Source organism: Streptomyces sp. NPDC029956 (genome assembly GCF_055574655.1).
Genome location: NZ_JBVHZJ010000058.1, coordinates 22,760 through 35,597, shown reverse-complemented (window position 1 = coordinate 35,597; position 12,838 = coordinate 22,760). Strand labels below are relative to the sequence as shown.

Below are 12,838 nucleotides of genomic sequence, written 5' to 3'. Positions count from 1 at the left end.
CATGCTTTCCAAGCGAAGGGGGTGCGGCAACTCGTACGTGCTTGCGGGCGTCTTCGTGGTCGTGACGCGCTTCGGTGTGGCCCAGGACACGTACGAAACGGTTTCGTTTCGATGAGGTCGGGGGTATCTTCGTACTGTACGAAACCGTTTCGTTCGGCAGGAGTCCGGTCATGGCCCGCAGCAGGCTCACCCCAGAGCGTGAGTCCGAGCTGTACGGAGCCGTGCTCGACCTCCTCCGCGAGGTCGGCTACGACGCCCTCACCATGGACGCCGTCGCCGCCCGCACCCACTCCAGCAAGGCCACCCTCTACCGCCAGTGGGGGAGCAAGCCCGAGCTGGTCGCCAGGGCGTTGCGCGCCAACAAGCCGGCCGACCTCTCCGAGATTGACACCGGCTCGCTGCGCGGCGACTTCCACGAACTGATGGATCGGACGGACGACTGTCAGATGGAGAAGGACTCCGCACTGATGCGGGGCCTCGCCCACGCCGTCCACACCAACCCCGAACTGCACCGGGCGCTGCGCGAGCTGCTCATCGAACCCGAGATGAACGGCCTCGACGAAGTGCTGCGCAGAGCGGTCCGCAGGGGTGAGGTCGACGCCGGGAACCCGGCGCTGAAGCTCATCCCCCACATGTTGATCGGTGCGTTCATCGCCCGGCCGCTGATCGACGATCAGCCGGTCGACCGCGCGTTCCTCAGCGCGTACGTCGACGCCGTCGTGCTCCCCTCACTCGGCGTCTGACCCCCGCAGTACCCGTTCCGCACGCTCCACCTGACGTCGAACCGCTCACGCCGTCGGGCCGGCTCCCCATGCCCTGTCCCACCACGAAATGGGAGTACGCCCCCGTGGCCACGTTCCTGTACAAGCTGGGCCGTTCCGCCTTCCGGCGCCGACGGCTCGTCGCCCTCCTCTGGGTGGCCCTCCTGGCGGTCGCCGGGATCGGCGCCGCCACCGCGCCCGCCCCCACCTCGGGCTCCTTCTCCATCCCCGGCACCGAGGCCCAGCGCGCCTTCGACCTGCTCGAAGAGCGCTTCCCGGGCGCCGGCGCCGACGGAGCCACCGCCCGTGTCGTCTTCAAGGCCCCCGAGGGCCAGAAGATGACCGACCCGGCGCACAAGGCCGTCGTCGAGGAGACCGTCGCCGCGCTGAAGTCCGGCTCGGACCAGATCGTCTCGGTCACCGACCCGTACACCGCGCAGGCCGTCTCCCAGAACGGCTCCACCGCCTACGTCTCCGTCGCCTACAAGGTCAACTCGATGGAGCTGACCGACGGGACGCGCGAGGCGCTGACCCAGGCCGGGCACAACGCGCAGGGCAAGGGGCTGACCGTCGAGGTCGGCGGTGACGCCCTCCAGACCATGCCGGAGACCGGCGCGGGCGAGATCGTCGGTGTCGTCATCGCCGGCATCGTCCTCGTCCTGACCTTCGGTTCGCTCGTCGCCGCCGGACTTCCGCTGCTCACGGCGATCATCGGCGTCGGCATCGGCGTCTCGTCGATCGCCGCGCTCGCGAACGTCCTCGACCTCGGCTCCACCACCTCCACCCTCGCGATGATGATCGGCCTCGCGGTCGGCATCGACTACGCCCTCTTCATCGTCTCCCGCTACCGCGCGGAGCTGGCCGAGGGCCGCGAGAAGGAGGACGCCGCGGGCCGCGCCGTCGGCACGGCGGGCTCCGCCGTCGTCTTCGCCGGACTCACCGTCGTCATCGCCCTGGTCGGCCTGGCCGTCGTCAACATCCCGATGCTGACGAAGATGGGCTTCGCCGCCGCCGGCACGGTCGTGATCGCCGTACTGATCGCGCTCACCCTGATCCCCGCCCTGCTCGGCTTCGCCGGCGACAAGGTCATCGGCCGCAAGCAGCGCAAGGCCGCAGCGACCGCCGAGGGCGTGTCGGCGGGCGACAAGAAGGCCGACAAGCCGAACGGCGGCACCCGCTGGGCCCGCTTCGTCATCCGCCGCCCCGTCATGGTGCTGCTGATCGGCGTCCTCGGCCTCGGCGCGATCGCGCTGCCCGCCGCCTCCCTGGAGATGGGCCTCCCGGACGACGGCGTCAAGCCGACCTCCACCACCGAGCGCCGCGCGTACGACGCCCTCTCGGACGGCTTCGGCCCCGGCTTCAACGGCCCGCTGCTCGTCGTCGTCGACGGCGACAAGGCGACCGCCGACAAGACGGTCGCCACCATCAAGGGCCTCGACGGCTGGGCCGCCGTCACCCCGGCGACCCCGAACAAGGCCGGCGACGCCGCGATGATCACCGTGGTCCCGAAGGACCGCCCGTCCTCCGGTGCCACCGAGAGCCTCGTCCACGACATCCGGAACGCCACCGGCGACGACGTCCTCGTCACCGGCGCCACCGCGATGAACATCGACTTCTCGCAGAAGATGAACGACGCCCTGGTGCCGTACCTGGCCCTCGTCGTCGGCCTGGCCTTCCTGCTCCTGACCGTGGTCTTCCGCTCGATCCTCGTCCCGCTGAAGGCGGCCCTCGGCTTCCTGCTCTCGGTGGTCGCGGCCCTCGGCGCGGTCGTCGCGGTCTTCCAGTGGGGCTGGCTCGGCAGCCTCTTCGGGGTCGAGCAGACCGGCCCGATCATGTCGATGATGCCGATCTTCATGGTGGGCGTCGTCTTCGGTCTCGCGATGGACTACGAGGTCTTCCTCGTCACCCGCATGCGGGAGGCGTACGTCCACGGGGAGCGGCCCGGCGAGGCGATCGTGACCGGCTTCAAGCACAGCGCCCGGGTGGTCACCGCCGCCGCGGTGATCATGATCGCGGTCTTCTCCGGCTTCATCGGCATGACGGACCAGATGATCAAGATGATCGGCTTCGGTCTGGCCGTCGCGGTCCTCTTCGACGCCTTCGTGGTCCGCATGGCGATCGTCCCGGCCGTCCTCGCGCTGCTCGGCCACAAGGCCTGGTGGCTGCCGAAGTGGCTGGACCGGATCCTGCCGAACGTGGACGTGGAGGGCGAGGGCCTCGCCAAGGACATGCCCGCGGACGGGGCGTCCGGCTCCAAGCCGGACCTCGTGAAGGTCTGATCCCCCGGAGTCCGATCACCGGAGTCCGATCCCCAGGGTCTGATTCCCCGGGTCTGATCCCCGGAGTCCGATTCCCCCGGTCTGATCCCCGGAGTCCGGTCCCCGGGCGAGACCCCCGGGTACCGGGCCCCGGGGTCGCCCCACCTCTCGTGCGCCGTCAGCTCGTCGTCATCGACGAGCCGGCGGCGTACGTGTGTTTCAGGAACCGGGTCAGCGCCGTCGTGTCGAACTGGACGACCGTCACCAACCCGTCGTCCTTGTGGAGCTCGACGACGGTCTGGACGCGGCCGCAGGGCCAGACGCCTATGTCGCCGCGGCGGGTCGGGGCGCGCAGGCCCGTCTCCAGGAGGACGCGGGGGAAGGCCCACTCGACGTCTCCGGGGAAGACGAAGCGGACGGTCGCGGGGGAGAAGCCGGGGTCGTAGCGGAGGTCGACGGGGACGGGGCGGGAGAGAGGGGCGTCGCTGATGATGCGTCCCCTGGCGTGGTCCTCGACCGCGAGGTCGGTGTCGCGGTCGACTGGGTGGGCGGCTTCGTGGTCGAGTGCGCGATCGTCTGCGGCAGCCATCGGGGGCTCCTCACCGTTTGTCCTCTTATCGACTAATGTCCCACTCCTTCCCGGCGTGCGCACGACCCATGCGCCGCTGTTCTGTGACCTGTGCGCTCTTGCAAGTACTTTGCAGGAGCGCTCATCATTCAGGGCGTGCATGTACCTGACGGATTCATCAACGCCCCCGTATCGGTCGCCGCCGGTGTCGCCGCCGCCGGCGCCGTCGCCGTGAGCCTGCGCGGGGCGCGGCGGGAGCTGGACGAGCGGACCGCTCCGCTCGCCGGGCTCGTCGCCGCCTTCATCTTCGCCGTCCAGATGCTGAACTTCCCGGTCGCCGCCGGGACCAGCGGACATCTCCTCGGCGGCGCACTCGCGGCGATCCTCGTCGGTCCGTGGACCGGCGTCCTCTGCATCGCCGTCGTCCTGCTCATGCAGGGCATCCTCTTCGCCGACGGCGGCCTCACCGCGCTCGGCGTGAACATCACGGTCATGGGCGTCGTCACCGTCGTCGTCGCGTACGGACTCTTCCGCGGCCTCGTCCTGCTGCTGCCCCGCACCCGCGCCTCGGTGACCGCGGCCTCCTTCGTCGCCGCGGTCGTCTCCGTACCGGCCGCGGCCGCCGCCTTCACCGGCCTCTACGCGATCGGCGGCACCACCGACGTCCCGCTCCCCAAGGTCCTCACGGCCATGGTCGGCGTCCACGTCCTCATCGGCATCGGCGAGGCCGTCATCACCATGCTGACCGTCGGCGCGGTCATCGCCGTCCGCCCCGACCTGGTCCACGGCGCCCGCGGCCTGACCGCCCCGCTCAAGCTCCGCGTCGGCGGCGAACTGGTCGACGCGGCTCCGGCCGCGCCCGCCGCCGCGCCCGCCGGATCCCCGAAGAAGCTGTGGATCGGCGGTGTCGTCACCGCGCTCGTCCTCGCCGGCTTCGTCTCCTTCTACGCCTCCGCAAGCCCCGACGGCCTGGAGAAGGTCGCCGCCGACAAGGGCATCGACAGCAAGGTCGAGGACCACGCGGCCGCCGACTCCCCGCTCGCCGACTACGGCGTCAAGGGCATCGAGACCGTCCGCCTCTCCGGCGGCCTGGCCGGCACGATCGGCGTCGGCGCGACCCTCGCCGTCGGCACCGGAGTGTTCTGGGTCGCCCGCCGCCGCCGTGCCCACGCCGAAGCGACGGTCTGACATGGGACCCGACGGCACGGGAAGCGCCTGACATGGGAGCGGGGCACGCCCACAGGCTCTACCGGCACGCGCACTCGCCGGTCCACGAGCTGCCTCCGCACACCAAGCTCGCCGCTGTCCTCGGCTTCGTCGTGGTCGTCGTCTCGACGCCACGCGAGGCCGTGTGGGCCTTCGCCCTCTACGCCCTGCTCCTCGCGGTCGTGGCGGCGAAGGCCCGCGTCCCGGCCGGCTTCCTGCTGAAGCGGCTGATCATCGAGGTGCCGTTCGTCGCGTTCGCGCTGCTCATGCCCTTCGTGGTGCCCGGCGAGCAGACGACCGTCCTGGGGGTGTCACTGAGCGTCCCCGGCCTGTGGGGCGCCTGGAACGTCCTCGCCAAGGGCACCCTCGGCGTCGCCGCCTCCGTGCTCCTCGCCTCCACCACCGAACTGCGCGAGCTGCTCCTCGGCCTCCAGCGGCTGAAGCTGCCCCCGCTGCTCGTCCAGATCGCCTCGTTCATGATCCGGTACGGCGACGTCATCACCGACGAGATGCGCCGGATGTCCGTCGCCCGCCGCTCGCGCGGCTTCGAGGCGCGAGGCGTCCGCCACTGGGGCGTCCTCGCCAAGTCCGCGGGCGCGCTCTTCATCCGCTCGTACGAGCGCGGGGAGCGGGTCCACCTCGCCATGGTCAGCCGCGGCTACACGGGAACGATGCCGGTCATCGACGAGGTCACCGCCACCCGCGCCCAGTGGAGCTACGCGGCGGCGCTCCCGCTCACCGCCCTTCTGATCTGCCTGCTGGGATGGACCCTATGACCGCCTCCTCGACGCCCGTCCCCCCGACGACCGCCCCCTCGCTCGACGTGCGGGGCCTGGCGTACGCGTACCCCGACGGCCACCAGGCCCTCTTCGGCGTCGACCTGACCGTCGGCCGCGGCGAGCGGGTCGCCCTCCTCGGCCCCAACGGCGCGGGCAAGACCACCCTCGTCCTCCACCTCAACGGCATCCTCACCGGCGGCGCGGGCGGCGTCACCGTCGCCGGGCTGCCCGTCGGCAGGAAGCACCTCGCCGAGATCCGGCGCAAGGTCGGCATCGTCTTCCAGGACCCCGACGACCAGCTGTTCATGCCGACCGTGCGGGAGGACGTGGCGTTCGGCCCGGCGGCGGCCGGCCTCCGCGGCGCCGAACTGGAGGCCGTCGTACGGAAGGCCCTCGACCGGGTCGGGATGGCGGAGTACGCGGACCGGCCGCCGCACCACCTGTCGTTCGGGCAGCGCCGCCGGGTCGCCGTCGCGACGGTCCTCGCCATGGAGCCGGAGATCCTCGTCCTCGACGAACCGTCGTCCAACCTGGACCCGGCCTCGCGCCGCGAGCTCGCCGACATCCTCCGCTCGCTCGACGTCACCGTCCTCATGGTCACCCACGACCTGCCGTACGCCCTGGAGCTCTGCCCGCGCGCGGTGATCCTCAGCGAGGGCGTCATCGCCGCCGACGGGCGCACCGGCGACATCCTCGCCGACGAGGAGCTGATGGCCAGGCACCGCCTCGAACTGCCCTTCGGCTTCGTGCCCGGCTCCGTCGTCTGAGGCCCCGGAATCGGGCCTCCTCCCTCCGCGTTGCACCATGGGGGGTCGGATCGGCGAGTGAGGAGTGGGGACGTGGACGTCCAGGGCACGGTGGCGGCGGGCTGGGAGCCGGTCAGGGACGCGTTCCTGCGCAACTTCGAGCAGCGCGGTGAGCGCGGGGCCGCCGTCGCGGTGCACCACGACGGGGCCCTGGTCGTCGATCTCCGGGCGGGTACCCGGGACGTCGACGGCGAGGCGCCCTGGGGCGAGGACACCGCGCAGGTCGTCCGCTCGGCCACCAAGGGCGTCGCCGCCGCCGTGCCCCTGCTCCTGCACCAGCGCGGGCTGCTCGACCTGGACGCCCCGGTCGCCGCGTACTGGCCCGAGTTCAAGGCGGCGGGCAAGGACGGCGTGACCGTACGACAGCTGCTCGCGCACCGCGCCGGCGTCCCCGTACTCGACCGGCCGCTCACCCTCGCCGAGGCCGTCGACCTGGAGACCGCGACCCGCGCCATGGCCGCCCAGGCCCCCGTCTGGGAGCCCGGCACGGCCCACGGCTACCACGCCCACACCTTCAGCTGGCTGCTCTCCGGCCTGGTCCACCGGGTCACCGGCCGCACCATCGGCCGCTGGGTCGCCGAGGAGATCACCGCCCCCCTCGGCCTCGACCTGTGGATCGGACTCCCCGACGCGGAGGCCCACCGGGTCGGCCGCCTCGGCCCCGTCGAGGAGATCGAGCCGCCCGGCAGCGGCGCCCTCAAGCTCCGCGCCAAGCGCTCCGTCACCGAGGCGTACAAGGACCCGGACTCGCTGACCCGGCGCGCCTTCGGCGTCATCGACCCCAAGCCCGACGAGAACGACCCGGTCTACCGGGCCGCCGAACTGCCCGGCTCCGCCGGGGTGGCGACGGCCCGCGCCCTCTCCCGCTTCTACGCGGCCACCCTCGGCCCCGTCGACGGCGCCGAGCGCCTCTTCACCCCCGACACCCTCGTGCTCGCCCGGACCGAGCAGTCGGCGGGCGCGGACCGGGTGCTGCTGGTCGGCACCCGCTTCGGCCTCGGCCACATGCTGCACGGCCCGGCGTCCCCACTCCTCGGCCCGTCCTCGTTCGGCCACCCGGGCCGCGGCGGTTCGCTCGGCTTCGCCGACCCCGACGCCGGTATCGCCTTCGGGTACGTAACGAACGGCATGCGCAGGACGGTGACGGCGGATCCGCGGGCGCAGGCGCTGGTGAGGGCGGTCGGGTCGGTGGTGAACGGGGCGGTGTGAACCGCTCCGGGCGACTCCTGCGACGAGGCCTCCGGCCGCGGCGGCGTCCGGGATCTCCCCGACCTGACATTCCTCCGGGCGCGACCTGACATTCTGCGCTTCCGGGGCACGGATCGTTGATCATCCGGGCGCTAGCGTGTGCCCGCTCCACCGTTCGGTGGACCAGGCGCACGGGGGCGCATGTGATCGAGATTTCGTTGGCGACGTCCGAACACGGGACCCACTCCGGAGCCCTCCGGATCGCCGACAGCCGGCTGTGGGAGACGTTCGGGAGTATCGGGCTGCTGTCCGCCTGCCGGGGGCTCGCGCCATGGCCGTACACCAACTGGGGTCGGGCGGCCCGCCGTTCGCTGCTGCGAGCCGACGTGACCCTGCCGGGGTGGCTCGTCCACCTCTTCCGGGCAGGCGGCGGCACCCTGCCGTCGTTCCTCCTCCCCGTCCCCTCCTCCGCCCGGCAGCCGGACCTGGCGGACGAGATCGCGCTGCTCCGCGGGGTGCCGCCGGTCCGGGTGCGCGAGGAGCTGCAGCGCTGGTTCCCGCAGGGCGTCCCCGCCGAGGTACGCCCGCTGTACGCCGATCCCGGGGCGCGGATCGCCGACCTGTGCGCCTTCCTCCCGCGCTACGTACGTGCCGCCCTCGCCCCGTACGAGGCTTCCCTGCGGACCGTCACGGACGACGACATCCTGCTCCGCGCCCGCGTGCTCGCCACCCAGGGCCCGGACCGCCTCCTCGGCACCCTGAACGGGGCCGTCTCGCGGCGCGGCGACGTCCTGCGGCTGCACGCGGGACCGCCGGGCAGGATCGCGGTGAAGAGGGACGTCTCCCGCATCGTCCTGGTCCCCCTGGTGTTCGGCCGGGGGGCGTCGCTCCTGGGCTTCGCCCCGAACGGGGTGGCGGCGGTCTCGTACCAGGCCGAGGGGGCCGCCGTCCTGGCCTGCGAGATCCGGCCCGGGCGGCGGGCGGGCGGACGGGCCGACGAGGGGGCCGACGACCCCGCGCGCGGCGACCGGCTCGAGATCCTGCTCGGCCGCAGCCGGGCCGGGGTGGTCCGCGGCCTCGTCGCGCCGACCACGACCTCGGAACTGGCGGCGGTGCTCGGCCTGGCGCCGAGCACCGTCTCCGAGCACCTCACGTCCCTGGTGGCCGCGGGCGTGGTGCGCAGGCGCCGGGCGGGCGTACGGGTGCTGTACGAACTGGACGCCTCGGGTGTCGCGCTGCTCAGACACCTGGACAACCGGCGTAGGGTCAACGCGCCGTCGTACGAAACCACTTGAAACATGCCGCAACAAGGAGGAACCCCATGACCGCCGACGCCGTGACCGACGCAGCGCCCGAGGCCGAGACCGATGCAGCGACCGACGTGACGCCCGATCACGGGACGTACGAGAAGCTGCTCGCCCTGCTGGACGAGCGCGGAGCCGCCCACCGGGTGATCGAGCACGCCCCCGAGGGCGGCACCGAGGCGGTCAGCGCGCTCCGGGGACACACGCTCGCCGAGGCGGCCAAGTGCATCATCGCCATGGTGAAGATCGGCAAGAAGGAGAAGCGCTTCGCGCTGGTCGTCGTCCCCGGTGACCGGCGGATCGACCTGAACGCGGTGAAGGCGCTGTACGGCGGCACGTACGTCTCCTTCGCGTCCCCGGAGATCGCGGAGGACCTCGCGGGTTCGCCGAGCGGCACGATCCTGCCGTTCGCCTTCGACGAGCGACTCGAACTCCTCGTGGACCCGGAGCTGTTGGCGCACCCGGAGTTCTACTTCAACGCCGCGCGCCTCGACCGTTCGATCGCCCTGTCGTCGGAGGACTACAGGGCGATCGCGGAGCCGCGCGTGGAGCGGGTCTCGACGGACTGACCGATGGGCGGGACCAGGCAGGCGGGTCCGGTGGGTCCGATCGGGCCGGTCAGGTCGATCGGGCCGGTCAGGCCATCGCGGGCGTCAGCGCCAGCAGCATGCCCAGTCCGACCAGCACGGCGCCGATGACCTTGTTGAGCACGGTCTGCCGCTGCAACAGCCGCGACCGCAGGGCCTGGTTGGAGAAGAGGACCGCGGCGAGGGCGAACCAGACCAGGTGGGCGAAGGACATGAAGAGCCCGTAGCCGACCTGCTGGAAGACGGGGGTGTCGGCACTGACGACCTGGGTGTACGTGCTCAGCACGAACAGCATCGTCTTCGGGTTGAGCGCGTTCGTCAGAAAGCCGGTGCGCAGCGCGCCGGCCTTCGAAAGGCCGCCGTCCTCCGAAAGGTCGATGTCCACCTGTGCCTTGGTGACGAACGTCTTGTAGCCGATGTACACCAGATATGCGGCGCCGATGAGTTTCATCGCCGTGAAAAGCATCGGCGTCCGGGAGACCAGAAGTCCTACACCCAGCATGGTGTAAGTGACGTGGACGAGAACGCCGAGCGCAATTCCGGCGGCCGCGAGAACGCCGGCCGTCCTTCCGTACAGATAACTGTTGCGGACGGTCATCGCGAAATCCGCGCCGGGGCTGATGACAGCCAGAACGGTGATGACCGCCACGGCGATGAGCTGACCCATGTTCCCGACTTCCCGCCTTCTCGCTCACGTACTCACTCAAGGGGTGAGCGGGTGGGAGGGTCCGGGTCCGCGCGGACCCGCCCCCTCCCACCCGCCCCTGGCATCAGGGCTTGTGACGGTAGGTGATGACCAGCACGTCGCGCGAGGCCGGGGTGGCGGGGTCGATCTGCTCGATCGGCGAGACGCCGTGGTAGACGCGCTCGTCGTTGACGAGGGCCACGTCGAGCGGGTCGGTCAGGGAGAACTTCTCGACCGGCTGCTTGTCCAGGTTGAAGACGGTGCTCTCGCCGCCGGTGGCGTTCGAGCGGCCGACCATCGCCATCAGGACGAACGTGACACCGTCGCGGTGCACGCCCTCCGGCGTGGGCAGGCCGGCCCCCTCGCCGTCGACCTCGATGCGGAACTGGTGGGCCTCGATGTGCCAGCCCGAATACGGGGCGAGGCGGCCGAAGATGTCGCAGCCGAGGGTGAGCAGGCTGTCCATGGTGCGGCCGCGCAGGATCTGGTCCTCGAACGGCTCGTAGTGCCTGGCCACGCCGCCGTTGAGGGTGTTGTAGTCGAGCCCCTGGTAGTGCGGCTGGTGCTCCTCGATGCGGTGGTCGGCGCCGGCGCGGGGCGCGCTCAGGGTGGCGTGCCGGCGGCGGCGGTAGCGTCCGCCGTCCGCCATGTAGCCGTCGAGCGGCATCCGCGACCAGCTGTCGCGGAACGGCTCCAGATCGTCGAGGGCGGTCTCGGAGCGCTGCAGGAGAAGCTGCTTCACCTTCTCCCCGGAGATCAGGTCGTAGCTCCGGGAGGAAAGGGACTCGGCGATTTCCTCGACACCGGACTGATACGTGGACATGGTTTTCCCCCTGATGAATGCGTGGTCGTCGCGAGGTAGATCGTTGTATTTACGCCAGGGGTGTGTCAAAGCCTTTCGGCTCTGGCCGAATTGCCGTAGCCGCACTTTATCCATGCATAGCGGCGGGGGTAATTGATGAACGGGATGTTACGGGGGGCTGGCGCGGCCGGGACCCGGGTGCTGAGATCGGGCGCATGGACCTCAGGGAACGCTTCGGCGGATACGCGGTACTGATCACGGGCGCGGCGCGCGGCATCGGCGCGGCGACGGCGCGAAGGCTCGCGGCGGAGGGGGCCGGGGTCCTGGTCACCGACGTGGACGAGGCGGCGGCGCGGAAGACGGCGGCGGGGATTCCGGGCGCGGAGCACCGGTACTGCGACGTGGGCGACCAGTCGTCGGTGGACGAGGCGACGGCCTACGCGGTGGAGACCTTCGGGCGTCTGGACGTCCTCGTGAACAACGCCCTCGGCCCCGTGGCGCCCGACCGGGACCGTTTCGAGGACGAGCCGGACGCGGTGTTCACCGTCCAGCACGACGTCACGTTCATGGGTGCGGTCCGCTGCTCGCGGGCGGCGCTGCCGCACCTGGCGGCGGCCGGCGGGCGCGGGGCGATCGTGAACATCGGCTCGGTCAACGCCGAGACGGACTTCGGCGGCCACGCCTACAGCGCGGCGAAGGCGGGCCTGGCGTCGCTGACCCGCACGCTCGCGGGCGACGCGGCGGGGCGCGGGGTGCGGGTGAACCAGATCAACCCGGGCACGATCGCGACGACGGCGTGGTCGGGCAGGGACCGTGAACTGGGGACCCTGGCCGACCGGGTCTACCCCCTGTCGCGGGTGGGCACCCCGGAGGACGTGGCGGCGGCGGTCGCCTTCCTGGCCTCGGCCGACGCGTCCTGGATCACGGGCACGGTCCTGCGGGTGGACGGCGGACTGCTGGCGGTGAACCGGCACTTCGCGGAGGTGTTGGGGGACTGAGAGGGGGCGGGTTCGCTGTCGATACGGTGCCGTCATGACCGACACGGCACAGGACTCCCCGCTGCTCTTCCTGGACGTCGACGGAACGCTTCTGCCCTATGGCGGGGCGCAGTTGCCGTCCACGCCCGAGGAGTGGGACCGGTGGCAGCGCCCGGACAACCCCCAACTGGCCAAGGTGGTACGTGAACACGGCCCGCGCCTGGCCGCCCTCCCCTGCGAGCTGATGTGGGCCACGGCGTGGATGCACGACGCCAACAAGGTGATGGCCCCGCTCCTGGGCATGCCGGACCTCCCGGTGGCCCCCCTGCCGGAACCTCCGGAGGAGGACGAGCCGGGCGTCCTCCACTGGAAGACGCGGGCCCTGGTCGAGACGGCGGCCGGCCGGCCGTTCGTCTGGATGGACGACGAGCCGACCGACCTCGACCGGGCCTGGGTGGCGACCCATCACCGGGGCGCCGCCCTCCTCCACCAGGTGAACTCCACGACGGGCCTCACCCCGGCGGATCTCGCCACGGTCGACTCCTGGCTCCTGCTGCACCGGCCCGCGCCGTGATCCATGTGCTCGCGCCGGGGCCCGTGCCGCCCTCCCGTCCGGGCTACAGCCGCCCGGTCCTGACGGCGGCCACGAAGGATGTCCACGCCCCGTCCCCGAGGGAGAGGCGGGGGCCGCTGGGGGCCGTCTTGCTGTCGCGGACGCGGACGCGGACGCAGCCCCGGGCGCGGGCTTGGACACGGGCTTGGGCGCGGGCTTGGGCAGGTGCTTGGGCGGGGGCGGGGACTCGGGCCCAGGCGGGGGCGGTGTCGCCGACCTCCACGCACTGGCCGTTCCCGCTGCTGTAGCTGCTGCTCCGCCATGTCGGCTCGGCCGGGTCGTGCTGCACTGAGAACACCCTCTC

General features: G+C 71.7%; 14 protein-coding genes. 10 read left to right on the top strand and 4 right to left on the bottom strand.

Going from position 1 to position 12,838, the window contains the following annotated elements; all coding sequences use genetic code 11:
* Window positions 1-170: 170 nt before the first annotated feature.
* A complete protein-coding gene (locus tag ACZ4XX_RS32875) occupies window positions 171-743 on the top strand; it encodes a TetR/AcrR family transcriptional regulator (RefSeq protein WP_468511514.1) in 573 nt (190 codons plus the stop codon).
* Window positions 744-847: 104 nt separating this feature from the next.
* Window positions 848-3,040 (top strand): MMPL family transporter, encoded by a 2,193-nt coding sequence (locus ACZ4XX_RS32870; RefSeq protein WP_468511513.1) that lies wholly within the window; start codon window positions 848-850, stop codon window positions 3,038-3,040.
* A gap of 157 nt (window positions 3,041-3,197) precedes the next feature.
* Here the strand turns inward: ACZ4XX_RS32870 and ACZ4XX_RS32865 are convergent, their stop codons facing one another.
* A complete protein-coding gene (locus tag ACZ4XX_RS32865; protein ID WP_468511512.1) occupies window positions 3,198-3,608 on the bottom strand; it encodes an SsgA family sporulation/cell division regulator in 411 nt (136 codons plus the stop codon).
* Window positions 3,609-3,743: 135 nt separating this feature from the next.
* On the opposite strand from ACZ4XX_RS32865, the gene ACZ4XX_RS32860 reads away from it, so the two are divergent.
* The 6 genes from ACZ4XX_RS32860 to ACZ4XX_RS32835 all read left to right on the top strand — a co-directional run bounded on the left by ACZ4XX_RS32860 (window position 3,744) and on the right by ACZ4XX_RS32835 (window position 9,439).
* Complete coding sequence (locus ACZ4XX_RS32860; protein WP_468511511.1) at window positions 3,744-4,775, top strand: energy-coupling factor ABC transporter permease; 1,032 nt, start codon at window positions 3,744-3,746, stop codon at window positions 4,773-4,775.
* A gap of 32 nt (window positions 4,776-4,807) precedes the next feature.
* A complete protein-coding gene (gene cbiQ / locus ACZ4XX_RS32855) occupies window positions 4,808-5,569 on the top strand; it encodes a cobalt ECF transporter T component CbiQ (protein WP_468511510.1) in 762 nt (253 codons plus the stop codon).
* A complete protein-coding gene (locus ACZ4XX_RS32850; RefSeq protein ID WP_468511509.1) occupies window positions 5,557-6,339 on the top strand; it encodes an energy-coupling factor ABC transporter ATP-binding protein in 783 nt (260 codons plus the stop codon). The genes cbiQ and ACZ4XX_RS32850 overlap by 13 nt, the downstream gene beginning before the upstream one ends.
* Window positions 6,340-6,411: 72 nt before the next feature.
* Window positions 6,412-7,587, top strand: coding sequence for a serine hydrolase domain-containing protein (locus tag ACZ4XX_RS32845; protein WP_468511508.1), 1,176 nt, complete (start codon window positions 6,412-6,414; stop codon window positions 7,585-7,587).
* A gap of 197 nt (window positions 7,588-7,784) precedes the next feature.
* The gene (locus ACZ4XX_RS32840; protein WP_468511507.1) at window positions 7,785-8,861 is read left to right on the top strand and encodes a helix-turn-helix domain-containing protein; all 1,077 of its coding nucleotides are present in this window, start codon (window positions 7,785-7,787) and stop codon (window positions 8,859-8,861) included.
* A 26-nt stretch (window positions 8,862-8,887) separates the two neighbouring features.
* On the top strand, window positions 8,888-9,439 hold the full coding sequence (locus ACZ4XX_RS32835) for a YbaK/EbsC family protein (RefSeq protein ID WP_468511506.1): 552 nt from the start codon (window positions 8,888-8,890) through the stop codon (window positions 9,437-9,439).
* A 67-nt stretch (window positions 9,440-9,506) separates the two neighbouring features.
* On the opposite strand, the gene ACZ4XX_RS32830 is transcribed toward ACZ4XX_RS32835, so the two are convergent.
* Both ACZ4XX_RS32830 and ACZ4XX_RS32825 read right to left on the bottom strand, forming a co-directional pair.
* The gene (locus ACZ4XX_RS32830; RefSeq protein WP_361846551.1) at window positions 9,507-10,124 is read right to left on the bottom strand and encodes a LysE family translocator; all 618 of its coding nucleotides are present in this window, start codon (window positions 10,122-10,124) and stop codon (window positions 9,507-9,509) included.
* Between the two features lie 103 nt (window positions 10,125-10,227).
* A complete protein-coding gene (locus ACZ4XX_RS32825) occupies window positions 10,228-10,965 on the bottom strand; it encodes a 2OG-Fe dioxygenase family protein (RefSeq protein WP_468511505.1) in 738 nt (245 codons plus the stop codon).
* Between the two features lie 194 nt (window positions 10,966-11,159).
* Here ACZ4XX_RS32825 and ACZ4XX_RS32820 point away from each other — a divergent pair, with 194 nt between their 5' ends.
* Both ACZ4XX_RS32820 and ACZ4XX_RS32815 read left to right on the top strand, forming a co-directional pair.
* On the top strand, window positions 11,160-11,942 hold the full coding sequence (locus ACZ4XX_RS32820) for an SDR family NAD(P)-dependent oxidoreductase (protein ID WP_468511504.1): 783 nt from the start codon (window positions 11,160-11,162) through the stop codon (window positions 11,940-11,942).
* A gap of 34 nt (window positions 11,943-11,976) precedes the next feature.
* On the top strand, window positions 11,977-12,495 hold the full coding sequence (locus tag ACZ4XX_RS32815; protein ID WP_468511503.1) for an HAD domain-containing protein: 519 nt from the start codon (window positions 11,977-11,979) through the stop codon (window positions 12,493-12,495).
* Window positions 12,496-12,538: 43 nt separating this feature from the next.
* Here ACZ4XX_RS32815 and ACZ4XX_RS32810 read toward each other — a convergent pair whose 3' ends face one another.
* Window positions 12,539-12,823: a DUF397 domain-containing protein gene (locus ACZ4XX_RS32810; RefSeq protein ID WP_468511502.1), complete on the bottom strand. Its 285-nt coding sequence runs from the start codon at window positions 12,821-12,823 to the stop codon at window positions 12,539-12,541.
* Window positions 12,824-12,838: the final 15 nt, after the last annotated feature.